13 protein-coding genes are annotated in these 25,919 nt (G+C 71.6%); 11 read left to right on the top strand and 2 right to left on the bottom strand.

The features are described 5' to 3' along the window. Positions 1–38: 38 nt before the first annotated feature. On the bottom strand, positions 39–2,405 hold the full coding sequence (locus HLB44_RS29345) for an EAL domain-containing protein (protein WP_173131614.1): 2,367 nt from the start codon (positions 2,403–2,405) through the stop codon (positions 39–41). A gap of 175 nt (positions 2,406–2,580) precedes the next feature. On the opposite strand from HLB44_RS29345, the gene HLB44_RS29340 reads away from it, so the two are divergent. Genes HLB44_RS29340 through HLB44_RS29315 form a run of 6 tightly spaced genes read left to right on the top strand, consistent with a single transcriptional unit; the run spans position 2,581 to position 11,287 of the window. Continuing rightward, positions 2,581–3,987 (top strand): PAS domain S-box protein, encoded by a 1,407-nt coding sequence (locus HLB44_RS29340; RefSeq protein ID WP_173131611.1) that lies wholly within the window; start codon positions 2,581–2,583, stop codon positions 3,985–3,987. 24 nt (positions 3,988–4,011) lie between these two features. Continuing rightward, positions 4,012–5,727: a circadian clock protein KaiC gene (gene kaiC, locus HLB44_RS29335; RefSeq protein WP_246312532.1), complete on the top strand. Its 1,716-nt coding sequence runs from the start codon at positions 4,012–4,014 to the stop codon at positions 5,725–5,727. Beyond that, positions 5,724–6,071, top strand: coding sequence for a circadian clock KaiB family protein (locus HLB44_RS29330; protein WP_173131609.1), 348 nt, complete (start codon positions 5,724–5,726; stop codon positions 6,069–6,071). Before kaiC ends, HLB44_RS29330 begins: the two co-directional genes overlap by 4 nt. After that, the gene (locus tag HLB44_RS29325; RefSeq protein ID WP_173131606.1) at positions 6,068–6,406 is read left to right on the top strand and encodes a circadian clock KaiB family protein; all 339 of its coding nucleotides are present in this window, start codon (positions 6,068–6,070) and stop codon (positions 6,404–6,406) included. The genes HLB44_RS29330 and HLB44_RS29325 overlap by 4 nt, the downstream gene beginning before the upstream one ends. Positions 6,407–6,410: 4 nt before the next feature. Next, entirely contained in the window at positions 6,411–8,537 is a 2,127-nt protein-coding gene (locus HLB44_RS29320) for an HD domain-containing phosphohydrolase (protein WP_173131604.1), read from the top strand. Further along, on the top strand, positions 8,534–11,287 hold the full coding sequence (locus HLB44_RS29315; RefSeq protein ID WP_173131600.1) for a diguanylate cyclase: 2,754 nt from the start codon (positions 8,534–8,536) through the stop codon (positions 11,285–11,287). Before HLB44_RS29320 ends, HLB44_RS29315 begins: the two co-directional genes overlap by 4 nt. Before the next feature lie 28 nt (positions 11,288–11,315). Here HLB44_RS29315 and HLB44_RS29310 read toward each other — a convergent pair whose 3' ends face one another. Further along, positions 11,316–13,364 carry a putative bifunctional diguanylate cyclase/phosphodiesterase gene (locus HLB44_RS29310; protein WP_343051619.1) on the bottom strand — a complete coding sequence of 683 codons (2,049 nt, stop codon included), beginning with the start codon at positions 13,362–13,364 and terminating at the stop codon, positions 11,316–11,318. A gap of 318 nt (positions 13,365–13,682) precedes the next feature. On the opposite strand from HLB44_RS29310, the gene HLB44_RS29305 reads away from it, so the two are divergent. From HLB44_RS29305 to HLB44_RS29255, 5 genes are all read left to right on the top strand, one after another. Beyond that, a complete protein-coding gene (locus tag HLB44_RS29305) occupies positions 13,683–14,813 on the top strand; it encodes a GGDEF domain-containing response regulator (RefSeq protein WP_173131597.1) in 1,131 nt (376 codons plus the stop codon). A gap of 53 nt (positions 14,814–14,866) precedes the next feature. Further along, a complete protein-coding gene (locus HLB44_RS36835; protein ID WP_217283845.1) occupies positions 14,867–19,411 on the top strand; it encodes a PAS domain S-box protein in 4,545 nt (1,514 codons plus the stop codon). Positions 19,412–19,418: 7 nt separating this feature from the next. Next, the gene (locus HLB44_RS29265; RefSeq protein WP_173131594.1) at positions 19,419–20,234 is read left to right on the top strand and encodes a response regulator; all 816 of its coding nucleotides are present in this window, start codon (positions 19,419–19,421) and stop codon (positions 20,232–20,234) included. Beyond that, complete coding sequence (locus HLB44_RS29260) at positions 20,231–24,352, top strand: EAL domain-containing protein (protein WP_173131591.1); 4,122 nt, start codon at positions 20,231–20,233, stop codon at positions 24,350–24,352. The genes HLB44_RS29265 and HLB44_RS29260 overlap by 4 nt, the downstream gene beginning before the upstream one ends. 89 nt (positions 24,353–24,441) lie before the next feature. Next, positions 24,442–25,917, top strand: coding sequence for a PAS domain-containing sensor histidine kinase (locus HLB44_RS29255; RefSeq protein ID WP_173131588.1), 1,476 nt, complete (start codon positions 24,442–24,444; stop codon positions 25,915–25,917). Positions 25,918–25,919: the final 2 nt, after the last annotated feature.

Here is a 25,919-nt window from a genome sequence, read left to right as displayed (position 1 = left end):
GGATGGGATGGCGGTGGCGTTTGAGATCGCGCAGGCGGTCAGCGCCGCAGGACCGAAGGCGCGGGCAAGCTCGCCGCAGCCGAGGTCCAGAGGTCGCCGGGCATCGTCGGCAGCGTCTGCGGCATCAGCAGCTCGCCGTCCGGCCCGTGCTGCATGGCGGTCAGGCCGGGCTCCAGCTCCTCCAGGCGCCGCAGCTCGCGCTCCACCGGCGTTGGCTGATAGGGAGCGCCGTCCACCGCGATGTCCAGGATGCGCAGCGCACGCTGCCGGTCGGTCAGGTCCAGCGCCGCCTTCAGGTGCTGCAGCAGGTGGTCCAGGACGCCGCCGCGCGACAGGTAGCGGAACACGTCCTGCTGGCGCGGATCGTCGGCCACGGCGGCCAGCTCGGCCGCGTCCAGCACCATCATGCGCACCGTGTTCGGCTGCAACACCTTGACCAGCTTGAGCAGCGTGCCGCCGTCCAGGACCGGCAGGTTGCCGGCAGCCAGGAGCACGTCGACCGGGCCGGCGCGCAGGCGTTCCAGCGCATCAGGGCCGCTGCGGCAGGTGTCCACCCGCAGCTGCTCCTCGAAGCGCAGCAGCACCTGGCGCTGGATGCGCTCGAGCATCACCGGATCGTCGATGGCCACCAGCAGGGTGCGCACCGGCGCATGCCTGCGCCGCGGCTCCAGCAACGCGCGGCCCACCCGCAGCAGGTCGTCGATGGCGCCTGCGGCCACCGGCGCGCCGACGAAGTGGCCCTGCACGCGGTCGCAGTGGTTGGCCGCCAGCAGCTCCAGCTGCCCTGCACTCTCGACGCCCTCGGCGACGACCTTCATGCCCAGGCAGTGGGCCATCGCCAGGATGGCGCGCGTGATCGACAGCGCCCCGGCGCCGGCGGTGATGCCCGGGATCAGCGAACGGTCGATCTTCACCACGTCCAGCGGCAGGCTGCGCAGGCAGGCGAGGCTGGAGTGGCCGGTGCCGAAATTGCCCAGCGCGACCTCGACGCCCAGCGCGCGCAGCCGGCGCAGCCGTGCCGCTGCCTGGTCCGGCCGCGCCATCAGCTGGTTCTCGCTGATCTCCAGGCCGAAGCGGCGCGGCTGCAGGCCGGCTTCGCGCAGCCGGCGCTCGATGCCCTCGACGAAGTCGGCCTGCTGCAGTTGGGCTGCCGAGACGTTCACGCTGATGCGCACGCCGGGCCAGCCCGGCTGCTGCCACGCGGCCGCCTTGCGGCACGCGCTGCGGATCACCCAGTCGCCGATCGCCGCGCCGAGGCCGGTCTCCTCGGCGATCGGCAGGAAGCGCTCGGGCGGCACCAGGCCGAATTGCGGATGCTGCCAGCGCAGCAAGGCCTCGACGCCGACGATGCGCCCGGTCACCAGGTCGGCCTGCGGCTGGTAGACCAGGTGCAGCTGATCGCGCTCGATCGCGTGCCGCAACGCCGCTGCGAGCGCGAGGTGGTCCGGATCGGCATCCAGCCGGTCGCGCCCGTAGGTCGCGCTGCGGCCGCAGCCGCTGCGCTGCGCCTGCTCCAGCGCGATGCCGGCGTGCCGCATCAGCAGGTCGGGGTCGGCCCTGTCGGCATCGGCGCTGGCCAGGCCGATGCCGGCGGTCACCACCACCTCGCGACCCTCCACGACGATCGGCGCGGCGATCGTGTCCTGCAGCAGCAGCACCAGCTGCTCGCAGGCTTCGTCGGGTGCCGCCGGGGCCGCCAGCGCGACGATGAACTCGTCGCCATTGCCGCGCGCCAGCAGGTCGCCGGGCTCCAGGCAGGCCGCGATGCGCGTGCCCATCGTGCGCAGCACCTCGTCCCCGGCCGGCAGGCCCAGCGCGGTGTTGATGCGGTTGAAGTGGTCCATGCCGATGCACAGCAACGCCGGGCGCCTGCCGAGCTGCCGGGCGTCGGCGATCACCTGCGGCAGCAGTTGCCGCATCCGATGCGCGTTGGGAAGTCCGGTCAGCGCATCATGCTCGGCAAGGAAGGAAATGCGCTCGCGTTCGGCATGCCGCCCGCTCGTGTCGCAGGCCGAGGGCACCAGGAAGGCCACCTTGCCCGCGCCGTCGAACACCGGATTGAGCGTGAAGTCCGCCGTCGTCATCCGCCCGTCGGCACGCTGCAGGTGCACCTCGAAGCGGCTCGGCTTGCCGTGCAGCCCGTCCTCCATCGCGGCCTGCAGCCGCTGGCGCTCGTGCGGGTTGACGGGCCACCACGGCGTCGCGTGGAACGGCAGGCCGATCACGTCGGTCAGCGTCGTGCCCACCGCGTCGAGCGAGGCCTGGTTGGCATGGAGCAGCGTGCCGTCGGCCATCAGCAGCTGCACGCTCACGTTCGGGCCGAGCCGATCGAGGATGGTCGCGAGCGCAATCGAGTCGCGAGAGTGCGCCTTGGGCGATCGCTGCTGTACGTCCGTCGTTTCCATCGTTTGACCTCAGGTGCTGCCGATGCCGCGCAGTGTTCTCGCTCAACCCGGCGCGGGGTTGATCTGCATCAGTTGCGCGGCCGCGGCGCGGCCAGCCGTGACATCTGCACGTTGCGATGGCTGCGCGTGAGCAATGTCACGGCAGCACCGACGGCGCGCGCGACGCGGGCGTGACTTGAGGCTCGTCAACGTGCAGCGCGGCGCGCGCCTCAGACTGGCCGGCATGGACCATCCGGCTGTCCGCTCTCCCGAGCCTGCACTCGCGCGCTTGCGTGAAACGCTGCAGCGAACCCACCGTGCGCTTGCGCAGGCGCAGCGCGACTGGCTGAAGATGGCCGACGCGGTCGCGATGCCGCTGGTGGTGCACGACCGCCAGCAGCGCGTGCTGCGTTGCAACCGTGCCTATGCCGTGCGGGCCGGTGCGCCGGCCGGTGACCTCATCGGGCGGCCCTACTGGAACTGCTTTCCGAAGCGCGAGGCGCCGCTCGAGGGCGGAGCGGTCGGCGGCGAACCCGGCAGCGCCCGCAGGCCCGACAGCAACCTGTGCCTGGACAACGGCGAATTCTTCCTGGTCCGTGCCGAGCCGGTCGGAGAGGCGGGCGACGGCCAGGTGCTGCTGCTGTTCGAGGACGTCACCGTGCGCCACCGGGCGGCCGATCAGGCGCGCGCGATGCAGGACATCGCGGCCGCCGCCGCGGCGCATGAAGGCGAAGTGGAACGCGTGGTACGGCACGTCACCGAGGTGGCGGCGCGCGTCACCGCTGCCGTGAGGGCCCGTGTCGAGCTCGCCGGCTCCGGCGCACCGCCGCTGCGCTGCATCGACGACTACGACGCCGCGACCGGCCGGCACGCCGGCGGCGAGCCCACGCGCGACGCGGCCTTCGACGCCGCCGGCGCGCTGCATGCGGCGGTCACTGTCGGCGACGCGCGCGTCGGGCTGCTAAGCCTCGTGCCTGCCGATCCGTCGCGGCGGTGGAGGCCCGACGAGGTCGAGTTCGCCGAGCGCCTCGCGGACAAGATCGCGCTGGTGATGTCCCTGCGCGCCGCGCGCGACGGCGAGCAGGCGTTGCGCCAGTCGCAGGCGACGTTCCAGGCCATCTTCGAGCACACCACCGACGGCATCGCCGTGATGGACGTCGCCACGCGGCGCGTGACGCTGGTCAACGGCAGCATGGAGCGCCTGCTCGGGTACGGCCCCGGCCAGCTGCACGGCCTGCCCATCGCCACGTTCATCGACCCCGCGGCGCTCGAGCAGGTGCTCGGGGAGTTCGACCGCGGCGCCCGCGGCGAGCTGCACTTCCGGGCCGGCCTGCCGCTGCGCAAGTCGGACGGCAGCGCCGTCGTCGTCGACATCACGGGATCTCCGATCCTGCTCGGCGACAGGCCCTGCCTGCTCGGCTCGGTGCGCGACGCCACCGCCCGCCACGAGGCCGAGGCGACGCTGCGCGCGCAGCTCGACGAGCTGCAGCGCTGGCAGCAGCTGACGCTCGACCGCGAAGAACGCGTGCTGGCACTCAAGCGCGAGGTCAACACGCTCGCGCGGCAACTCGAACACCCGGCGCCCTATCCGAGCGCCGACTAACACCCGAAACGAACGGAGCAGACGATGGACCGAGCAGCAGGCATGACCACCGGCATCGAGAAGTGCCCCACCGGCATCCCGGGCCTGGACGAGATCACCGCCGGCGGCCTGCCGCGGGGCCGTCCGACACTGGTCTGCGGCGGTGCCGGCTGCGGCAAGACGCTGCTCGGCATGGAGTTCCTGATCCGCGGCGCCCTCGACTGCAACGAACCCGGCGTCTTCGTCACCTTCGAGGAAACGCCGCCGGAGCTGACCCGCAACGTCGCCTCGCTCGGCGTGGACCTCGATGCGCTGGTGGCGAGCGGGCGCATGGCGATCAAGCACATCCAGCTCGACCGCAGCGAGATCGAGGTGGCCGGCGACTACGACCTGGAGGGCCTGTTCATCCAGCTCGGCAACGCGATCGACTCGGTGGGGGCCCGGCGCATCGTGCTCGACACCATCGAGACCTTGTTCGGCAGCTTTCCCAACGAGACCATCCTGCGCGCCGAGCTGCAGCGCCTGTTCAGGTGGCTCAAGGCCCGCGGCCTGACCGCGGTGATCACCGGCGAGCGCGGCGACCGCACCTACACCCGGCATGGCCTGGAGGAGTACGTGGCCGACTGCGTGATCGTGCTCGACCACCGCATCGTCGACCAGATCGCGACGCGGCGGGTGCGCGTCGTCAAGTACCGCGGCTCGGTGCACGGACCCGACGAGTACCCGTTCCTGATCGACGCCGACGGCATCTCCGTGCTGCCGATCACCTCGCTGAACCTCACGCATGCGGTGTCGTCCGAGCGCGTGCCCAGCGGCGTGCACCGGCTCGATGCGCTGCTCGGCGGCGGCGGCTACTACCGCGGCAGCAGCATCCTGGTGTCCGGCACCGCCGGCACCGGCAAGTCGAGCCTGGCGGCGAGCTTCGTCGACGCCGCCTGCCGCCGCGGCGAGCGCTGCCTGTACCTGGCGCTCGAGGAATCGCCGGCGCAGATCGTGCGCAACATGCGCTCCATCGGCATCGACCTGCAACCGTGGGTCGACGGCGGCAAGCTGCAGATCCTGCCGTCGCGCTCCACCGCCTGCGGGCTCGAGCTGCACCTGGCGACCATCCACCGCGCCGTCAACCGCTTCCACCCGCAGGTGGTGGTGATCGACCCGATATCGAACCTGACCACCATCGGCTCGGCGCTCGAAGTGCGGGCGATGCTGACGCGCCTGATCGACTTCCTGAAGAGCCTGCAGATCACCGCGCTGTTCACCAGCCTGAACCACGCCGGCAATACGCTGGAAGCCACCGACACCCACATCTCGTCGCTGGCCGACACCTGGCTGCTGCTGCGCGACGTGGAGAGCAACGGCGAGCGCAACCGCCTGCTCTACCTGCTGAAGTCGCGCGGCATGGCGCACTCGAACCAGATGCGCGAGTTCCTGCTGACCGACCGCGGCATCGAGCTGCGCGATGTCTACCTCGGCACCGCCGGCGTGCTCACGGGCACGGCGCGCCAGGTGCAGGAAAGCACCGAGAAGGCCGAGACGCTGGTGCGGGCCCAGGAGGTGCAGGCCCGCCGGCGCGACATCGAGCGCCGGCGCGAGGTGGTCGAGGCCCGGATCCTGATGCTGCGCGCCGAATCGGCCGCCGAGATGCTCGAGGCCGAGACGCTGATCGCGCAGGCCGAGCGCAGCGAGGTGCTGCTGGAGACCGACCGCTCGGCCCGGGCCACGCTGCGCAAGGACGAAGCGGCCGCCGGGGAGCGCGCATGAACGCGCCCGCCATCGCCGGCCCCGCCGTCGCTGCCGCCGGCGAGGTGTGGGAGCTGCGCCTGTACGTCGCCGGCCAGACCGCGCGCTCGATGACCGCCTTCGCCAACCTCAAGCGCATCGCCGAGCAGCACCTGCGCGGGCGCTACCGCATCGAGGTGATCGACCTGAAGGCCGACCCGCAGCGCGCCGACGAGGACGGCATCCTGGCGATGCCCACGGTGGTGTGCAAGCTGCCGCCGCCGCTGCGCAAGGTGGTCGGCGACCTGTCGGATACCGAGAAGGCCCTGGTGGGCCTGAAGCTGGTACCGCTGGCCGCCCTGCCCTCGCAAGGGACGGCATCATGAGCGATCGTCTCGAACCGACGGCGACGCAGGCCTTCGAGCACGCGCTCGAGGACGATGCGGCGGCCGCTTATGTGCTGCGCCTGTACGTCACCGGCGCCACCGAGCGTTCGGCGCACGCCATCGCCAACCTGCGCGCGGCGTGCGAGCAGCACCTGGCCGGGCGCTACGAGCTGGAGGTGATCGATGTCTACCAGGAGCCGCTGCTCGCGCTGCAGGGCCGCATCCTCGCCGCGCCGACGCTCGTCAAGGACGCGCCGCCGCCGGTGCGCCGCCTGATCGGCGACCTGTCCGACCGCGTGCGTCTGTTCGCCGCGCTCGACATCCGCAGCCGCTGAAGCGATGCGTGCCGAGCCCGACCTGGTGAGCGAGAACGCGGCGCTGCGCGAGCGGCTCGACGAGGCCGAGGCGGTGCTGGCCGCGCTGCGCAGCGGCAGCGTCGACGCGCTGGTGACCGGCGCGCCGGGCGCGCACAACGTGTTCACGCTGGAGGGCGCGGAAACGCCGTACCGCGCCTTCGTCGAAGCGATGCACGAAGGCGCCGCCACGGTCGATGCGTCGGGCTGCCTGCTGTATGCCAACGAGGCGCTCGCGCGCCTGCTGGAGCGCCCGCTGAAGACGGTGATCGGCACGCTGGCGCGCGAGATGGCCGTCGCCTGCGATCGCGCGGCGCTGGACGCGCTGCTGCGGCCGGACGCCGCGGCCGGCGTGCCGCAGCAGATCGACCTCGCCGGCGGCGACGGCAGCGGCCGGCCGGCGCTGGTGACGGCCACGCCGCTCGGCGGCACCGAAGGCCGGGTCGCCCTGGTGGTGTCCGACCTGCGCGAGCGCGAGCGCGGCGCGCTGGCGCGGTCGCAGCTCGAGCAGTCCGAACGCTCGCGGCGGGCGCTGCTGAGCCTGCTCGAGGACCAGCTGCGCGTGGAGCAGTCGCTGCGCGCCGGCGAGCAGACCTTCCAGGCGATCACGGGCGCGACGATGGATGCGGTGATCCTGATGGACGGCACCGGCCGGATCACGTTCTGGAATGCCTCGGCCGAGCGCATGCTCGGCTACACCGCCGAAGAAGCGGTCGGCGCGGAACTGCACCGGCTCGTGGTGCCGGCGCGCTACTACGACGCCTTCGCCGGCGGCTTCGCCCGCTTCGTCGGCGACGGCGGCGGCGCGGTGATCGGCCACGTGGTCGAGATGCACGCCCTGCGCAAGGGCGGCGAGGAGCTGCCGGTCGAGCTGGCGATCTCGGCGGTCCGGCTGCACGGGCGGTGGTGCGCGGCCGGGTTCGTCCGCGACATCTCGGAGCGGCTGGCGCGCCAGCACGCGATCGAACGCGCCAACCGTGCGCTGCGGACGCTGAGCGCCGGCAACGAAGCGCTGGTGCGGGCCGCCGACGAGGACGGGCTGATCGCGCAGATGACGCGCATCCTGTGCGATATCGGCGGCTACCCGATGGCCTTCGTCGGCTATGCGCTCGACGATGCGCCGTGCTCGATCGAGCCGCGCGGCTGCACCGGCATCGACCCCGCCGCGCTCGCCGCCGGCCCGCTGACATGGCGCGACGACGCGCACGGCCAGCACGGGCTGGCGCGCGCGCTGCGGCTCGGCCGGACGCAGCTGATGCGCGCCGGCGAGGCCGTGCAGGGTCCCCCGTGCGGGCCGCGCGTCTTCCAGCACTGGCCCGGCCTGCTCGCACTGCCGCTGCGGCTGGCGGCCGGCGAGCGACCGCTCGCCGCGGTGGTCATCGCCGCCGCCGACGACGAATCGTTCGATGCCGCCGAGGTGCAGCTGCTGGAGGAGCTGGCGGCCAACCTGGCCTACGGCGTCTCGAACCTGCGCGCCCGCGCGGCGCAGCGCATCGACATCGCCGAGCGCCGTCGTGCCCAGGAAACGCTGCATGCGGCACTGGTCTCGACCATCGACGCGATCGCCGCGACGGTGGAGATGCGCGACCCGTACACCGCCGGGCACCAGCGGCGCGTGGCCGCGCTGGCGGCGGCGATCGCGCGCGAGATGGGCCTGGCCGAGCCGGCGGTCGAAGGCATCCACTTCGGCGCGCTGATCCACGACCTGGGCAAGGTGCAGGTGCCGGCGGAGCTGCTGTCCAAGCCGACGCGGCTGTCGAAGCTCGAGTTCGAGCTGATCAAGACCCACGCCCAGGCCGGCTACGAGATCGTCAAGGACATCCGCTTTCCGTGGCCGGTGGCCGAGATGGTGCACCAGCACCACGAGCGCATCGACGGCAGCGGCTACCCGCAGGGCCTGAAGGGCGACGCCATCGCGCTCGAGGCACGCATCCTCGCGGTGGCCGACATGGTCGAGGCGATGTCCTCGCACCGGCCCTACCGCGCCGGCCTGGGCATCGAAGCGGCATTGGCGGAGGTCGAGGCCCGGCGCGGTTCGTGGCTCGACCCGCAAGCGGTGGACGCCTGCCTGCGCGTCTTCCGGACCCACGGCTTCAGCTGGGACAAGTCATGACCACCCTGTCTGCCCCCTTCGCCCGCCGCAGCGTCGCCGTGCTCGGCGCGCTGCTCGCACTGTTCGGCCTGTTCACGATGGCCGGCTGGCTGCTGCGGCAGCCCCAGCTGGTGCGCCTGGTGCCCGGCTTCCTGATGGTGTTCGACACCGCGCTGGGGTTCACAGTGGCCGGACTGGCGCTGCTGGCCGGCGTGGGGCTGCCCGCGTGGCGGCGCACGGTCAAGACAGCCGCCGGCGTCGCCCTCGCCGCGCTCGGGCTGCTGGTGCTGGCGGAATACGGCTTCGGCGCCGACTTCGGCATCGATGGTCGCGCGCTGCACACCTGGCTGATCGATCCCGGCCGCAATCCGTTTCCCGGGCGTCCCTCGCGCGCGACCGCGCTCGGCATGGTGCTCGCCGGCAGCATCTTCCTCGTCGTGCCGCGGGCACGCACCGCACTGCACCGGCTCGGCGTGGGCACGCTCGCCGCGATGCTGGGCGCACTCGGCCTGCTCGCGCTGATCGGCTACCTGCTCGGGCTGCCCGGCACGCTCGACTTCTACTTCCTGTCGCAGGTCGCGCTGCCCACCGCCAGCGGCTTCGTGCTGCTGGCGCTCGCGCTGTGGCTCGACTGGCGCGTCGAGCCCTGGAGCAGCGTCGCGCTGCAGCTGTCGCTGCGCCGGCGCCTGTCGCTGGCGCTGCTGGCGTTGACGCTGCCATCGCTGGCGGTGACGCTGTCCATCACCTACCTGCAGATGCGCCAGGCGGCCACCGCCAACGCGGTGCGCGAGGTCGAGGGCAAGGTGGTGCTGGCGGCGAAGCACCTCGACGAGCTGGTGAACACCTTCGCAAACAGCCTGCGCGTGCTGAGTGTCAACCCGGTGCTGCACAAGGCGAGCGTGCCGGAGCTCGAGGCGCATTTCCGCGAGACGCTGAACTACCTGCCGATGCTGGCCTCCTTCGAGCTGGTGGACCGCGACGGCGTGATCGTCGCGACCACGCGGCCCGAGAATCGCGGCCGGCGGTTCGCGCAGCTGCACGACGCGGCCCTCGAGGCCTTGCGCCGCCAGGCGCAGGACGAGCCGCCGGATGCGCTGTTCATCGACGTCCAGCGCAGCGAAAGTGCGCTGCATGCACTGAGCGGCGCGGCCGACGGCGCCGGGCGCTCGTTCGCGGTGCTGGTCGCCACGCTCGACCGCCGCCACCTGCTGCAGCGCATCGCCGACGTCGGCGAGGGCAGCGGCGACGGCGACGGCGACGAGTACGCCTACCTGCTCGATGGCCAGGGCCGCATCGTCGCCAGCGTGGACCCCGACGTGACGCGCGAGACGGTCCACCCGCTGGCGGCCGCGCTGCGCACGGCGACGGCGCAGCGCGGCTCGTTCGATCTGCCGCTCGCCCACGCCGGAACCTCTCCGCTGCCGCCCGAACGCCTGCTCAGCAGCTATGCCCGCCTCGGACCGTTCGGCGACAACCGGTTCGCCGACTGGACGCTGGTGCACGCGGTGCCCGCGCGCGAGGTGCTCGAGCCGATGCATCGCCTGTTCGGCTTCGTCGCGACTGTCGCGGCAACGATGGCCGGCGCGGCCGTGCTGCTGGGCCTGAAGCTGGCGCGTTCGATCTACCGGCCGGTGCGCGAGCTGTCCGCCGCGGCGACACGGCTGGGCGAAGGTGATGCATCGGCCCGCGCCGGTGCCGCGTCCGGTGTTTCCGAGCTCGACGGGCTGGCGCGTTCGTTCAACCGCATGGCCGAGCGCATCGTCGCGTCCCAGCGGGCGATGCAGGACAGCCATGAAGCGCTGCGCGCGCTGGGCGAATCGAATGCCGTTGCCGCCGCCGTGATCACCAGCGCCGCCGAAGGCGTGATGGTCCTCGACGCCGAGTTGCGCATCGAATCGATCAACCCGGCGTTCGGGCACATCACCGGCTTCTCGCCGGCCGAGTCGTTGGGGCGGACGCCGCGGCTGCTGTTCTCGGGCCGCCACGACGACGAATTCTTCCGGCGCATCCGCGAGGCGGCAGATACCACCGGCCACTGGCACGGCGAGATCTGGAATCGCCGTCGCAGCGGCGAGGTCTATCCGCAGCAGACCTCGATCAGCCTGCTGCGCGACGCCGACGGGCGGGTCAGCCACTACGCGGCCGTCTTCAGCGACAGCACCGAGCGCCACCGCCTCGAAGCGCGGCTGCGCGAGCTGGCCTCGGTGGACGGGCTGACCGGCATCGCGAACCGGCGCGTCTTCGACGAGGTGCTGGCGCGCGAGTGCCAGCGCGCCCAACGCAGTGGCCCGCCCTTGTCGTTGGTGATGGCCGACATCGACCACTTCAAGCGCTACAACGACCGCCATGGCCACCAGGCCGGCGACGACTGCCTGCGCCAGGTGGCGCGGGCGATCGCCACCGCGGTGGGCCGTGTCGGCGACCTGGCGGCGCGCTACGGCGGCGAGGAATTCGCCGTCGTCCTGCCGAACACCGACGCCGCGGCGGCCGCGCTGGTGGCCGAGCGGATTCGCGCCGCTGTCGCTGCGCTCGCGCTGCCGCATGGGGCCTCGGAGACGGCCGCGTGCGTGACCGTGAGCCTGGGCGTGGCCACGCTGGCCGCGCAGCCCCTGCCCGGCGCCGCCGACACGCCGCAGACGCTGCTGGCCCGGGCAGACCAGGCGCTCTACCGCGCCAAGGCCGCCGGACGCAACCGGGTCGCGACGGCCGCGAATGCAGCATCGCCGGCGCCGGACCAAGGCATCGGGCGCGGCAGCACTGCGCTGGCGTGATCGATCGACGCGGCCGCTGACCCGCCGATCAGCCCAGCGGTGCCGGGCGCGTGGGCCGGACCGCCGGCGGCAGCGGCACGGTCGGCGGCGTGTCCCAGATCGAATGCCCGGCGGCACCGCGCCGTGGCGCCTGCCGCGGCGGCAAGACCGCGGGCCGGGGCGCGAGTGCCGCCAGCGGGCGCGGGTGTCCGAGCAGGAAACCCTGCAGCTCGTCGCAGCCGTGGGCCTGCAGCGCGGCCATCTGGGCCGGCGTTTCCACGCCTTCGGCGTTGACGCGGATGTTCAGCGAATGCGCCAGCGAAATGATCGAGTGCACGATCAGGCTCACCTTCGGATCACTGCCGAGGTTCTGCGTGAAAGCGCGGTCGATCTTGACCTTGTCGAACGGAAAGCGCCACAGGTAGGCCAGGCTCGAATAGCCGGTGCCGAAGTCGTCCATCGCGATGGCGATGCCCATCGCCGACAGCACCTGCAGCGTGCCCAGGGTCTGCTCGGTGTTGCTCATCAGCAGCGACTCGGTGATCTCCAGCTCCAGCCGATGAGGCGCCAGGCCGGCATCGGCGAGCGCGGCGCTGACCACCGCCACCAGCTCGCCGCGGCCGAACTGCGCGGCCGACAGGTTCACCGCCACGCTCAGCGGCTCGGGCCAGCCGGCGGCGTCGGCGCACGCGCGCCGCAGCACCCAGCGCCCGAGCGCGTCGATCAGCCCGCTGTCCTCGGCCAGCGGAATGAACTCGGCCGGCCCCACGGCGCCGCGGCTCGGGTGCTGCCAGCGCAGCAGCGCCTCGTAGCCGGTCAAGGTCAGGCCGTTGGCCGCATGCAGCGGCTGGTAGGCCAGCGTCAACTGGTTGCCGGCGATGGCGTCGCGCAGCTCGCGCGTCAGCATGCGCCGGTCCTGCAGCTGCTCGTCCATCGTCGCGTCGTAGAAGCTGAACGTGCTGCGGCCGGTGGACTTGGCGCGGTACAGCGCCAGGTCGGCCTTGTGCAGCAGGTCCTTCAGCCCGGTGGCGTCGACCCCATGGATCGCCGCGCCGACACTGCCGCTGCAGTGCACCTGCGCGCCGCCGGCCTCGTAGGGCGCGGCCAGCGCCTGCACGATGCGCTCGGCCAGCGTCGTGACGTCGGCCGCGCCGGCCACCCCCGTCTGCAGCACCGCGAACTCGTCGCCGCCCAGCCGGGCCACGTGGTCGCCGTGGCGCACCGCATCGCCCAGGCGCTGCGCGGCCTGGCGCAGCACCTCGTCGCCGGCGGCGTGGCCGAGCGAGTCGTTGACGTCCTTGAAGTGATCGAGGTCGATGCACAGCAGCGCGAAGCCGGGCCCGCCCTCGCCATGGCGCCAGCTGGCCTGGCGCAGGGCCTCGTGAAAGCTGGTGCGGTTCATCACGCCGCTCAGCACGTCGTGATGTGCCAGATAACGCATGCGTGCCTCGGCCGCACGCTGCTGCCGGCCGCGGCACCAGAGCTGCCACCCGGCCAGCGCCACCAGCAGCGACAGCAGCGCGGCCACCGCGCCGGCCACGCGCGCGAAGGCCCGCTCGATGCTGGCCGCCTGCGCCACCTGATCGACGTAGACCTCGACGATGCCGAGCACGCGGCCGTCGCGCAGCAGCGGCACGTAGGCTTCGCTGTACACCGCGGGCCGATCCGGCCGCTGCTCGCGCTTCAAGACGATCAGGCTGCTGCCGGCCAGCGCAGCCGCCGGCGCCGAGTAGGCGTCCGGCCTGGGCCCTGCCGCCGCTGGGCCGCCGCTGGCGGCGTCGCGATCGAGCTCGTCGGACACCAGCAGCAGGATGCCCCGGCGATCGAACAGCTTGAAGCGGAACACCTGCGACGCGTGGCGCAGCCGTTCGAGCTGCTGGCGCGCACCGGGACTGACGCCGCGGCCTTCGAACAACGCCTCCAGGTCGGGCACCGTCGATCCGGCCAGGTGCGCCCAGTTCAGCGCCGAGTGCCGCGTGTCGCGCTCGAGCTGCTCCTGCGCGGCCTGGCGCAGCACGCCGGCGAGCAGCGCGATGACCAGGGCCAGCCCCGCACCCCACAGGACCCACCGCTTCCAATCGCCGAGTCCGTGTGCCACCGCTGTCGCTCCTGGCCGCAGCCCTGTCGCCCGCTCGAACGGCGCGGACGGCCACCGTGGCGCCAGCGTGCCGGGGAACCGGGGGCGCGGGGTTGACCGGGCGCAAGCGCGGCGCAGCGCGCCGATGCGTGTCCCGAGCCCAGCGGCGCGCGCAGTCGGCCGTTCGTGAACCACTGCACGCCGCGCGAACCGGCGATATCTCCCTACAGCCTGACTTGATGCAGATCAGCTCGCGCGTCCGCTCGCCTTCGAAACTCCTTGCAAACGTTGCAGCCACGCCGGCCGCCGCTGACGCCAACACCCGACCGCAAGGCCATCATGCACACCATCCTCATCGTCGACGACCTGCCGGCCAACCGGGAATTCCTGATCACGCTGCTGCGCGGCCGCGGCCACCGGCTGCTGGAAGCCGGCGACGGTGTCGAGGCGCTCGAGATCGCCCGCCGCGAACGGCCGAAGCTCGTCATCGCCGACATCGTGATGCCGCGCCTCGACGGCTACTCGCTGGCGCGGCGCCTGGCCGACTACCCGCAGCTGCGCGAGACCCAGGTCATCCTGTGCTCGGCCGCATACGACGAGAAGGAGGCGCGGGCCCTGGTGCGGCACTGCGGCGTGTGGCGGCTGCTGGCCAAGCCGTGCGAGCCGGAGCTGGTGCTCGACGTCGTCGAGCAGGCGCTGCGCGAGACCCGGCCGCGCGAGGTGTCCCCGGCCGGCACGCCGGTGACGGACGAACAGCTCGGCGTCGTCGGCGACAAGCTGCACCAGAAGATCGCCGAGCTGGAGCGCCTGCAGGGCGAGCTCGAGCGTCGCGTCGAGGACCGCACGCGCGAATTGCAGCGCGAGGTTCGCGAGCGCCAGCAGGCCCAGCAGGCGCTCGACGCGGCCAACCGCCGCCTGCGCGAGGAATCGCTGCGCGACGGCCTGACCGGCCTGTACAACCGGCGCTGCCTGGACGAGGTGCTGCAGCGCGAGATCGCGCAGGCGGTGCGCCACGAGCGAAGCCTCAGCCTCCTGCTGATCGACATCGATCACTTCAAGCAGTGCAACGACCGCTTCGGCCATGCCGCCGGCGACGCGATGCTGCGCGCCGTCAGCACGCACCTGCGGGCCGCTTTCCGCGAGGAGGACACGGTGTGCCGCTACGGCGGCGACGAGTTCGTCGTGCTGATGCCGGGCACCACGCCGGTGGCGGCGCGCGACTGCGCCGACCGCCTTCGCTCGCGCATGCGCGAGCTGCAGATCGTGCAGGAAGGCAGCGCGCTGCCGCCGGTCACGCTGTCGATCGGCGTGGCCTCGATGACGACGTCGCGGCGCAGCGTCACGGCGATGCTGCAGGCCGCCGACCGGGCGCTCTACCGCGTCAAGCAGGCCGGCCGCGACCAGGCGCAGCTGTCGTCCGACTACATGGCCCTCGACCTGCTGCCGCCGCACAGCGCCGCCCTCGCATGACTTCACAGGCGCATCATTCGATGCCGGGCAACCGTCCCGGTCAGGGAGCAACCATGTCCGACAGGCCCTCACACGAGCTGCGCGGCAACGAAGCCCCGCACCGCACCAAGCTGTTCGACAACGCGATCGTCGGCAACGCGCAGGAAGCGCTCGACTTCATCGGCAACATCCTCGAGTCGTCGACCGAGTACTCGGTGATCGGCAAGGACCTCGACGGCAAGATCCTGCTGTGGAACGAGGGCGCGCGGCGCCTCTACGGCTACGAGCCCGAGGAGGTCGTCGGCAAGGCCAACTCGAACATCCTGCACCTGCCCGAGGACGTGGCGGCGAACCAGCCGCGCCAGATCCTCGACGTGGCGCTCGGCGCCGGCAAGTGGGAAGGCACGATCGGCCGGCTGCGCAAGAACGGCGAGCGCTTCATTGCCCGCGTGGTCATCACGCCGCGGCGCGACGCCGCCGGCAAGGCGGTGGGCTACCTGCTGATCTCGAAGGACATCTCCGACGAGATCCGCCTCACCGAGCAGCTCAAGGCGACGCAGTTCTACACCCGCTCGCTGATCGAATCGAACATCGACGCGCTGATGACCACCGACTCCGTCGGCGTGATCACCGACGTCAACCAGCAGATGGAGGCACTCACCGGTCGCACCCGCGAGGAGCTGATCGGCACGCCGTTCAAGGGCTGCTTCACCGACCCGCAGCGCGCCGAGGAAGGCATCAAGCTGGTGCTGCGCGAAGGCAAGGTCACCAACTACGAGCTCACCGCGCGCGCCAAGGACGGCCGCCGCACGCTGGTGTCGTACAACGCCTCGACCTTCAAGGACGCCGAGGGCAAGCTGCAGGGCGTGTTCGCCGCCGCGCGCGACATCACCGAGCAGAAGCAGCTGGAAGAGCAGCTGCGCGAATCGCAGTCGTACAACCGCGGGCTGATCGAGGCCTCGGTCGACGGGCTGATCACGGTCGATCCGTCGGGCACCATCAGCGACGTCAACGCCCGCATGTGCCAGATGAGCGGCTATGCGCGCGAGGAGCTGATCGGCACCCCCTTCGTCGACTATTTCGTCGACGCCGAGCGTGCGCTCGCCGGGGTGCGCGAGACCTTCGACAAGGGTGTCGTCACCGACTACGTGCTGACGCTGGCGATGCGCAGCGGCGCGCAGCTGGCCGTCTCGTTCAACGCCTCGGTGTTCCGCAACGAGGCCGGCGAGGTCGGCGGCATCTTCGCCAGCGCCCGCGACATCACCGAGCAGGCGCGGCTGCAGAGCCAGCTCGGCGACGAGCGCACCTACAACCGCGGCCTGATCGAGGCTTCGCTCGACGGGCTGATCACCGTCGACCCGATGCTGGTGATCACCGACGTCAACGAGACCATGTGCCGCATGGCCGGCTACAGCCGCGCCGAGCTGGTCGGCTCGCCGTTCCCGCAGTACTTCACCGATGCGCGCCAGGCCGCCGACGGCGTGCGGCTGACCTTCGACAAGGGCGCCGTCACCAACTACCAGCTGGTGCTGCGCAGCCAGGACGGGCGCGAGCAGCTGGTGTCGTTCAATGCCGCGATCTTCAAGGACCAGGCCGGCACCGTGCGCGGCATCTTCGCCAGCGCCCGCGACATCACCGAGCAGAGCCGGCTGCAGGACCAGCTGGCCGAGGAACGCGCCTACAACCGCGGCCTGATCGAAGCCTCGGTCGACGGCCTGGTGACGGTGGACGAGGCGATGATCGTCACCGACGTCAACGACACGATGTGCCGCATGGCCGGGCGCAAGCGCGACCAGCTGATCGGCTCGCCGTTCGCCGCCTACTTCACCGAGCGCGAGCGGGCCGAGAACGGCGTGCGCCTGACCTTCCGCGAAGGTGCGGTGACCAACTACGTGCTGACGCTGCAGGCCGCCGACGGCCGCCAGGTGCCGGTGTCGTTCAACGCCGCGGTGTTCAAGGACGTGGCCGGCAAGGTGCGCGGCATCTTCGCCAGCGCGCGCGACATCACCGCGCAGCAGCAGCTGGAGATGCAGCTGCAGTCGTCGCAGTTCTACACCCGCTCGCTGATCGAATCGAACATCGACGCGCTGATGACGACCGACTCGCTGGGCATCATCAGCGACGTCAACGAGCAGATGGAGGCGCTCACCGGCCGTTCGCGCGCCGAGCTGATCGGCACCGCGTTCAAGGACTACTTCACCGATTCGAAGCGCGCCGAGGAAGGCATCAAGCGCGTGCTGCGCGAGGGCCGCGTCACCAACTACGAGCTCACCGCGCGGGCCAAGGACGGGCGCGAGACGGTGGTCTCGTACAACGCCGTCACCTTCAACGATGCGCAGGGCAAGCTGCAGGGCGTGTTCGCCGCGGCGCGCGACATCACCGAGCAGAAGAAGCTCGAGGAGCAGCTGCGCCAGTCGCAGGCCTACAACCGCGGGTTGATCGAGGCCTCGGTCGACGGCCTGGTCACGGTGGACCCGTCGGGCACGATCAGCGACGTCAACGACCGCATGTGCCAGATGACCGGCTACGCGCGCGGCGAACTGGTCGGCACGCCGTTCACCGACTACTTCACCGAGCCGCTGCGTGCGCGCGACGGCGTGGCGCAGACCTTCGACAAGGGCGTCGTCACCGAGTACGCGCTGACGCTGATCGCGCGCTCGCGGCGCCTCTTGCAGGTGTCGTTCAACGCCTCGGTGTTCAAGGACGAGGCCGGCCAGGTGCGCGGCATCTTCGCCAGCGCGCGCGACGTCACCGACCGCGTGCGGCTCGAGGAGCAGATGCGCGAGCAGCAGACCTACCTGCGCGGCTTGATCGAGTCCTCGGTCGACGGGCTGGTGACGGTGGACCCCGAGGGCTTCATCACCGACGTCAACGAGCAGATGTGCCGCATGAGCGGCTTCGCGCGCGGCGAGCTGATCGGCTCGCAGTTCAAGAAGTACTTCACCGAGGCCGAGCGCGCCGACCTGGGCGTCAAGCGCACGCTGGCCGACGGCATCGTCACCAACTACGAGCTGACGCTGCGCCACAAGGGCGGGCGCAAGGCCACGGTGTCGTTCAACGCCTCGGTGTTCCGCGCCGCCGACGGCATGCTGCAGGGCATCTTCGCCAGCGCGCGCGACATCTCCGACCAGGCGCGGCTGCAGAACCAGCTCAACGAGCAGCAGGCCTACAACCGCTCGCTGATCGAGGCCTCGGCCGATGCCCTCTTCGCGATCGCGCCCGACGGCGTGATCACCGACGTCAACGAGGCCGCGACGCGGCTCACCGGCTATTCGCGCAAGCACCTGGTGAACTCGCGCTTCGCCGAGTACTTCACCGCCCCCGCCCAGGCCGGCGCCGGCGTCGAGCAGACGATGCGCGACAGCCGCGTGCTCGGCTACGAGCTGGTGCTGATCACGCGCCAGGGGCGGCGCATCGCGGTGAGCTTCAACGCCGGCGTGTTCACCGACGCCGCCAGCGCGCCGCTGGGCATCCTGGCCGCGGCGCGCGACATCACCGACCAGAAGGCGCTCGAGCAGCAGCTGCGCGACCAGCAGTTCTATTCCCGCTCGCTGATCGAATCGAACGTCGACGCGCTGATGACCACCGACCCGGTGGGCGTGATCAGCGACGTCAACCAGCAGATGGAGGCGCTGACCGGCTGCACCCGCGAGGAGCTGATCGGCACGCCGTTCAAGGACTACTTCACCGACCCCGGCCTCGCCGAGGAAGGCATCAAGCTGGTGCTGCGCGAGAGCAAGGTCACCAACTACGAGCTGACCGCGCGCGCCAAGGGCGGCACCGAGACCGTGGTGTCGTACAACGCCACCACCTTCTACGACCGCGAGGGCAAGCTGCAGGGCGTGTTCGCCGCGGCGCGCGACATCACCGAGCGCAAGCGCTTCGAGCTGACGCTGCAGGAGAAGAACCTCGAGCTCGAGAGCGCCAGCCAGTCGAAGGACCGCTTCCTGTCGAGCATGTCGCACGAGCTGCGCACGCCGCTGAACGCGATCATCGGCTTCACCGGCACGCTGCTGATGAAGCTGGCCGGGCCGCTGAACGCCGACCAGGACAAGCAGCTGCGCACCGTGCAGGGCAGCGCGCGCCACCTGCTGTCGCTGATCAACGACCTGCTGGACCTGACCAAGATCGAGTCCGGCAAGGTCGAGCTGAAGCTCGAGCCGGTGGTGTGGGCCGAGGTGCTGGACGAAGTGGCCGCCACGCTGCGCCCGCTGGCACAGCAGAAGGGCCTGGTCTTCGAGCTGCGCCTGCCGGCGCAGCCGCTGTCGCTGCGCACCGACCGGCGCACGCTGTCGCAGATCGCGATCAACCTGATCGGCAACGCGATCAAGTTCACCGAGACCGGCGGCGTCACGGTCGAGCTGCTGCAGATCGGCGATGGCGCCCAGGCGTGCACCGAGGTGCGCATCACCGATACCGGCATCGGCATCAAGCCCGAGGACGCCGACAGGCTGTTCCAGGCCTTCAGCCAGCTCGACTCGGGCTCGATGCGCCGCCACGAAGGCACCGGCCTCGGCCTGCACCTGTCGCAGAAGCTGGCGCAGCTGATCGGCGGGCGCATCACGCTGCACAGCGAGTTCGGCCGCGGCAGCTGCTTCACGCTGCGCATCCCCGCCTGAGGACGCCATGGCCCGCATCCTGGTCATCGAAGACAACCCCGAGAACCTCGACCTGATGGTCTACCTGCTGCGCGCCTTCGGGCACGAGCCGCTGGCCGCCCAGAGCGGCGAGGAAGGGCTGCTGCTGGCGCAGCGCGAGCGGCCGGACCTGGTGCTGTGCGACATCCACATGCCGCGGCTCGACGGCTTCGGCGTGCTGCAACGCCTGCGCGCCGATCCGGCGCTCGCGCGCGTGCGCTGCGTCGCGGTGACGGCGCTGGCGATGCTGGGCGACCGCGCCAAGGTGCTGGCGGCCGGGTTCGACGACTACCTCAGCAAGCCGATCGAGCCGGAGCGTTTCGTCGGGCAGGTGGAGACCTTTCTCGGCCTCGCACCGCACGAGAACACCGCGGTCGAAGCGCCATCGCCAGCGCCGCCCCACCCCTCCCCGGGCCGGCGGGCGGTGGTGCTGGTGATCGACGATTCGGCGACCAACCGCAACCTCATCGAGTGCACGCTGCGCCCCTTCGGCTACCAGGTGACGCTGGCCGACAGCGTGGCCGCGGGCCTGCAGGCGGCGCGGGCGCAGCGGCCCGACCTGATCCTGTCGGACATGCACATGCCGGGCCAGGACGGCATGTCCCTGCTCGAGTCGGTCAAGGCCGACCCGGCGCTGGCGACGATTCCGTTTGTCTTCATCACCTCGTCGGTCTACGGCGACAAGGATGAACGCGAGGCCCTCGACAAGGGTGCCGCGCGCTTCCTGCTGCGCCCGATCGAGCCCCAGGCGCTGCTGCGCGAGCTGGCAGCGCTGCTGCCGCCCTCCGAACCGAGGCATTCATGAGCACCATCCTCGTCGTCGACGACCGCCCGACCAACCGCCAGTTCCTGCTGACGCTGCTGGGCTACGCCCGGCACCGCCTGCTCGAAGCCGCCGACGGCGCGCAGGCGCTCGCGGCGGTGCGCGCCGAGCGGCCCGACCTGGTGATCACCGACATCCTGATGCCGGGGATGGACGGCTTCGAGTTCGTCAAGGCGTTGCGCGCCGATGCCGAGCTGGCCGCCACCCGGGTGATCTTCTACAGCGCCACCTACGCGGAGCCGCAGGCCCGCGCGATGGCCGCGCGCTGCGGTGTCGGCACCGTGCTGCCCAAGCCTTCGGAGCCGCAGGCGATCCTCGCTGCCGTGAACCATGAGCTGGGCCTCGACGCGTTGCCCGTCGCGCTGCCGCCGGGCGACCTGGTGCATGGCTCGGTCGAGCTGCACGAGCTGCACCGCATCGGCGACAAGATCGGCCTCTACCTCGACGACCTGGACGTGGCGCGCCGCATGATCGAGCGCATCATCGGCCATGGCCAGGCGCTGGCGCAGGACCGCGGCCGCATGACCGAGCTGTCGCTGCGCTTCGAGCGCAACCTGGGCCACCTGCAAAGCATCACCGCGCGTCTGACCGCACTGGAGGAGCTGGGCCTGCGCCTGATGGCCGAGCGCAGCCCGGCGGAGATGGTGGCGCTGTTCCTGCGCGCCGCGCTGCGCATCCTGGGTGCCCGGACGGTGGCGATCTGCCTGCTCGACCCGACCGAGCAGCGCGTCGCCCAGCTGCTGGCCGAAGGTGCCGATGCCCAGGCGCTGCGTGCCGGCGCGCTCGAGCGTGGCAGCTGGCCCGGTGCCTTGCTCGACGCCGCCGAACCGCAGACGCTGAGCGCCGGCACCGCCGGCGCCGCCTGGCCGCAGGCCCTGGGCGGCAGCAGCGAGCTGCTCGGCCTGGCGATCCGCGGCGGAACGCAGCTGCATGGCTGGCTGTGCTTCGGCGACAAGCTCGACGGCAGCGCTTTCGACGCCGACGACAGCCGCGTCGCCAGCGCGATGGCGGCGCAGTTCGCGGTGGCCTACGAGAACGTGCAGCTGTACGACCTGGTGCAGGGCCATGCGGCGCAGCTGCAGATCGCCGCCGAGGAAACCCGGCAGCGGACGAACCAGCTGCAGGCCAGCCAGGCCCGGCTGGCGGGCCTGATCGACTCGGCGATGGACGCGGTGGTCACGGTGGACGGCGCCCTGCGCATCGTGGTCTTCAACCCGGCCGCCGAGCGCATGTTCGGCCATGCCGCCGCAGCGGTCTGCGGTGGCCCGCTCGACCGGCTGATCCCGCAGGCCTGGCGCCATGCGCACCACGACCACGCCGCCGAGTACGGCCGCGCGGGCACCACCAACCGCCGCATGGGTGCGCTGCGCCCGATCAAGGGCCTGCGCGCGAACGGCGAGGAATTCCCGATCGAGGTGTCGCTGTCGCGCTTCGAGGCCGCCGGCGAGACCCTCTTCACCGCCATCGTGCGCGACGTCACCGAACGCGAGCGCAGCGACCGGGCGCGTTCGGAGCTGGCGGCGATCGTGCAGTCCTCCAGCGACGCGATCATCGGCAAGACGCTGGACGGCATCATCACCAGCTGGAACGCCGGCGCGCAGCGCCTGTTCGGCCATGCCGCCGCCGAGGCGATCGGGCAGCCGATGACGATGCTGCTGCCGCCCGAGCGGCTGGCCGAGGAGCAGCGCATCCTCGCCGCGCTGCAGCGCGGCGAATCGATCGACGGCCTCGAGACCCAGCGCCTGCGCCGCGACGGCAGCATGGTGCACGTGGCGCTGACGATCTCGCCGATCCGCGATGCCGAAGGCCGCGTGACCGGCATCTCGCAGATCGCGCGCGACATCGGCGAGCGCGTGGCGCTGCAGCAGGCCGTGCACGAGCGCGAGGTGGCGCTGCTGCGGGCGCAGAAGATGGCCCACCTGGGCCACGTGATCACGCGGCCGGACGGCTCGTTCGAGCGCTGGTCCGAGACCCTGCCCGCGCTGGTCGGCACGCACGCCGACGGCCTGCCGCGCAGCACGCAGGACTGGCTGGCACTGGTGGACCCGCGCGACCGCGAGCACTTCCGCGAGGGCTGCCGCGCCGCCGCGCGCGACGGCCGTGCCGCCGACCTGGAGTACCGCGTGCGCCACCCGAGTGACGACACGCCGATCCACGTTCGCCAGTCGATGGAGCCGATCGTCGCCGAGGGCGACGCCGCGGCGGGCCGCTGGTTCAGCACGCTGCAGGACGTGACCGAGCAGCGCCGCGCCGAGCGCCGCATCGCGCGGCTGAACCGGGTCTACGCCGTGCTGAGCGGCATCAACACGCTGATCGTGCGGGTGCGCAGCCGCGACGAGCTGTTCCGCGAGGCCTGCCGCATCGCCGTCGAGGCCGGGGCGTTCAAGCTGGCCTGGATCGCGGCCATCGCGCCCGGTAGCGGCGCGGCCAGCATCGCGGCCTGGCACGGCAGCGAAGCCGCGCCGCTGGCGGCGTTCGCGCTGCCGGCCCTCGACGGCGCGCCCGACGACGGCCACCCGGTGCGCGCCGCCGCGCTGGCCGCGGTGCCGCTGATCTGCAACGACCTGCATGCGGACTTCGGCGCACGTGTCACGCTGCGCGACAGCCTGCTGCAGGCCGGCTACCGCGCGCTGGCCTGCTTGCCGATCATCGTCGACGGCCGCGTCGATGCCGTGCTCTCGCTGCTGGCCGAGGATGCCGGGGTGTTCGACGCCGCCGAGCTGCGGCTGCTGAACGAGCTGGCGGGCGACGTCGCGTTCGCGGTCGACCACCTGCAGAAGGAGGAGCAACTGCACCGGCTGGCGCACTTCGACCCGCTGACCGGCCTGGCCAACAGCAGCCTGCTGCGCGAGCGCCTGCGGCAGCACATCGCCGAGGCGGCTCAGGCCAACGAGCGCGTGGCCTTCGGGCTGCTGGACCTGGATCGTTTCCGCTACGTCAATGAAACGCAGGGCCGGCAGGCCGGCGATGCGCTGCTGCAGCAGACGGCCGGCCGGCTGGTGGAGTGCACCGGCGATGCGGGACACGTGGCGCGCATCGGCGGCGACGTCTTTGCCGTGACGATGCCCGGCCTGGGTGCCGAGAGCGACGTCGCGCGGCAGTTCCGCCGCGGTGCCGAGCACTGCTTCGGCGTGCCGTTCATGCTGGGCAGTTGCGAGCTGAGCGCATCGGCGCGCATCGGCATCGCGGTCTATCCCGACGACGGCAGCGACGTCGAAACCCTCTACCGCAACGCCGAGGCGGCGCTGAAGAAGGCCAAGGCGGAGTCCGAGCACATGCTGTTCTACAACCCGCGCATGACCGAGGCGGTCGCGCAGCGCCTGGCGCTCGAGAGCGAGCTGCGGCGCGCGCTGGCCAACGACGAGTTCGTGCTGTTCTACCAGCCGAAGATCGACCTGCGCAGCCGCCGCATCGTCGCGGTCGAGGCGCTGCTGCGCTGGAACAGTCCCGAGCGCGGGTTGGTGGCGCCCGGCACCTTCATCCCGCTGCTCGAAGAAACCGGGCTGATCGCCGACGTCGGGCTGTGGGTGCTCGACGCCGCCGCGCGCCAGCACCGGGCCTGGCGCGATGCCGGCCATGCGGCGCCGCGCATCGCCGTCAACGTCTCGGCGGTGCAACTGGCCCGCGCCGATTTCGTCAGCACGGTCGAAACCGTGCTGCAGCCCGGCGGAACGGCGCACGGCATCGATGTCGAGATCACCGAGAGCCTGCTGATGGCCGACATCGGCAGCACGATCGCCAAGCTGCACGCGCTGCGCAGGCTCGGCATCGACCTCGCGATCGACGACTTCGGCACCGGCTATTCGTCGCTCGCCTACCTGGCCAAGCTGCCGGTGCAGGTGCTGAAGATCGACCGCGGCTTCGTGCACTCGATGGTCGACGACCCGAACAGCATGACGCTGGTCTCGACGATGATCACGCTGGCCCACTCGCTGCGGCTGAAGGTCGTGGCCGAGGGCGTGGAAACCGAGGAGCAGGCCCGGCTGCTTCACCTGTTGCGCTGCGACCAGATGCAGGGCTACCTGTGCGGCCGGCCCATGCCGGCGGCCGAGCTCGCGCAGCGGATCATCGAAGGCGAGCCCGCGCTGGCGCCGGCCTGACGCGCGTCGCGAGCGGTAGCGATTTCGCGTCCGCGCGCGGCGAATGCCTGCTCTAATGGGCCGGAAAGGCGTTCCGGGAGGGGCCGACGATGGCCGTGGATGCATCCCTGCTGCTGGCAAGCGAATCGCCCGACGCGCTGGTGCTGTCGACGCTGCAGGGGCGCGTCGAGCACTGGAGCCGCGGCGCGGCGGAGATCTTCGGCTACGCCGACGACGATGCCTGCGGCCAGGACTTCGCCGCGCTGCTGGTGCCGGCCGACCAGCAGGAGGAACACGCCGCGCGGCTGCAGGAGACGCAGGCCAAGGGCGCGACCACCTACGAGGCGATGCGCCGCCGCAAGGACGGTTCGCTGCTCTACGTCGACGTGTCGACGCGCCTGCTGCAGGGCACCGGCGGCGCGCCGCTGGTGCTGTCGGCCGAGAAGGACGTCACCCACCTGAAGGTGCGGCGCGACGCCAAGCTGATGGAGGCGCGCTTCCGCGACCTGCTGGAATCGACGCCCGACGGCATCGTCATGGCCAATCCGAGCGGCCACATCGTCATCGCCAACACGCAGGCCGAGCGCCTGTTCGGTTATGACGCCGGCGAGCTGCGCGGCCGCTCAGTCGACTCGCTGCTGCCCGAGCGTTTCCGGCGCGCCCATGTCGGCCACCGCTCGAGTTATTTCCTGCAGCCGCGCAAGCGCGCGATGGGCTCCGGGCTGGACTTGGCCGGCCTGCGCAAGGACGGCAGCGAGTTTCCGATCGAGATCAGCCTGAGCCCGTTGCGCACCGAGGAGAGCGCGTTCGTGCTGAGCGCGATCCGCGACATCAGCGAGCGCAAGCGCTTCGAGCTCGCGCTGCAGGAGAAGAATGTCGAGCTGGCGGCCGCGAACCAGGCCAAGGACCGCTTCCTGGCCAGCATGAGCCACGAGCTGCGCACGCCGCTCAACGCCATCATCGGTTTCACCGGCACGCTGCTGATGCAGCTGCCGGGGCCGTTGAACGACGAACAGCAGCGCCAGCTCAACACCGTGCGTTCGAGCGCGCGCCACCTGCTGGCACTGATCAACGACCTGCTCGACGTGGCGAAGATCGAGGCCGGCAAGGTCGAGCTGAGCCGCGAGGCGATCGATTGCGCGGCACTGATCGGCGACATCGTCGCATCGCTGCGGCCGCAGGCCGAGGCCAAGGGGCTCACGCTGAGCGTCGAGCTGCCGGACGAAGCCGTGCTGCACACGGACCGCCGGGCGCTGCAGCAGATCGTGCTGAACCTGGCCGGCAACGCGATCAAGTTCACGCCGCACGGCACGGTTCGCGTGCGGCTGCTGCGCGCGGCCGGCGAGCCGTCGGGCAGCACCGAGATCCGCGTCGAGGACAGCGGCATCGGCATCCCGGCCAGCGAGCAGGGCAAGCTGTTCGGCGCATTCGCACGCGTCGGCAAGGCCGGCGCAGGCATGCCCGAGGGCACCGGGCTCGGCCTGCACCTGAGCCAGAAGCTCGCGGGCCTGCTCGGCGGGCGCATCGAGTTCAGCAGCGAAAGCGGCGGCGGCAGCGTCTTTTCGTTGCTGTTGCCCGGGGACTGATC

Origin of the sequence: Pseudaquabacterium terrae, from assembly GCF_013266755.1 — a bacterium.
Taxonomy (GTDB): domain Bacteria; phylum Pseudomonadota; class Gammaproteobacteria; order Burkholderiales; family Burkholderiaceae_C; genus Pseudaquabacterium; species Pseudaquabacterium terrae.
This window is presented reverse-complemented; position numbering and strand designations above follow the sequence as displayed.

What these genes read in the sequence shown, in the direction of transcription:
- HLB44_RS29345 (WP_173131614.1), bottom strand. Translation starts at nt 2,405, where the DNA reads ATGGAAACGACGGACGTACAGCAGCGATCGCCCAAGGCGCACTCTCGC.
- kaiC (WP_246312532.1), top strand. Translation starts at nt 4,012, where the DNA reads ATGGACCGAGCAGCAGGCATGACCACCGGCATCGAGAAGTGCCCCACC.
- HLB44_RS29330 (WP_173131609.1), top strand. Translation starts at nt 5,724, where the DNA reads ATGAACGCGCCCGCCATCGCCGGCCCCGCCGTCGCTGCCGCCGGCGAG.
- HLB44_RS29325 (WP_173131606.1), top strand. Translation starts at nt 6,068, where the DNA reads ATGAGCGATCGTCTCGAACCGACGGCGACGCAGGCCTTCGAGCACGCG.
- HLB44_RS29320 (WP_173131604.1), top strand. Translation starts at nt 6,411, where the DNA reads ATGCGTGCCGAGCCCGACCTGGTGAGCGAGAACGCGGCGCTGCGCGAG.
- HLB44_RS29315 (WP_173131600.1), top strand. Translation starts at nt 8,534, where the DNA reads ATGACCACCCTGTCTGCCCCCTTCGCCCGCCGCAGCGTCGCCGTGCTC.
- HLB44_RS29305 (WP_173131597.1), top strand. Translation starts at nt 13,683, where the DNA reads ATGCACACCATCCTCATCGTCGACGACCTGCCGGCCAACCGGGAATTC.
- HLB44_RS36835 (WP_217283845.1), top strand. Translation starts at nt 14,867, where the DNA reads ATGTCCGACAGGCCCTCACACGAGCTGCGCGGCAACGAAGCCCCGCAC.
- HLB44_RS29265 (WP_173131594.1), top strand. Translation starts at nt 19,419, where the DNA reads ATGGCCCGCATCCTGGTCATCGAAGACAACCCCGAGAACCTCGACCTG.
- HLB44_RS29260 (WP_173131591.1), top strand. Translation starts at nt 20,231, where the DNA reads ATGAGCACCATCCTCGTCGTCGACGACCGCCCGACCAACCGCCAGTTC.
- HLB44_RS29255 (WP_173131588.1), top strand. Translation starts at nt 24,442, where the DNA reads ATGGCCGTGGATGCATCCCTGCTGCTGGCAAGCGAATCGCCCGACGCG.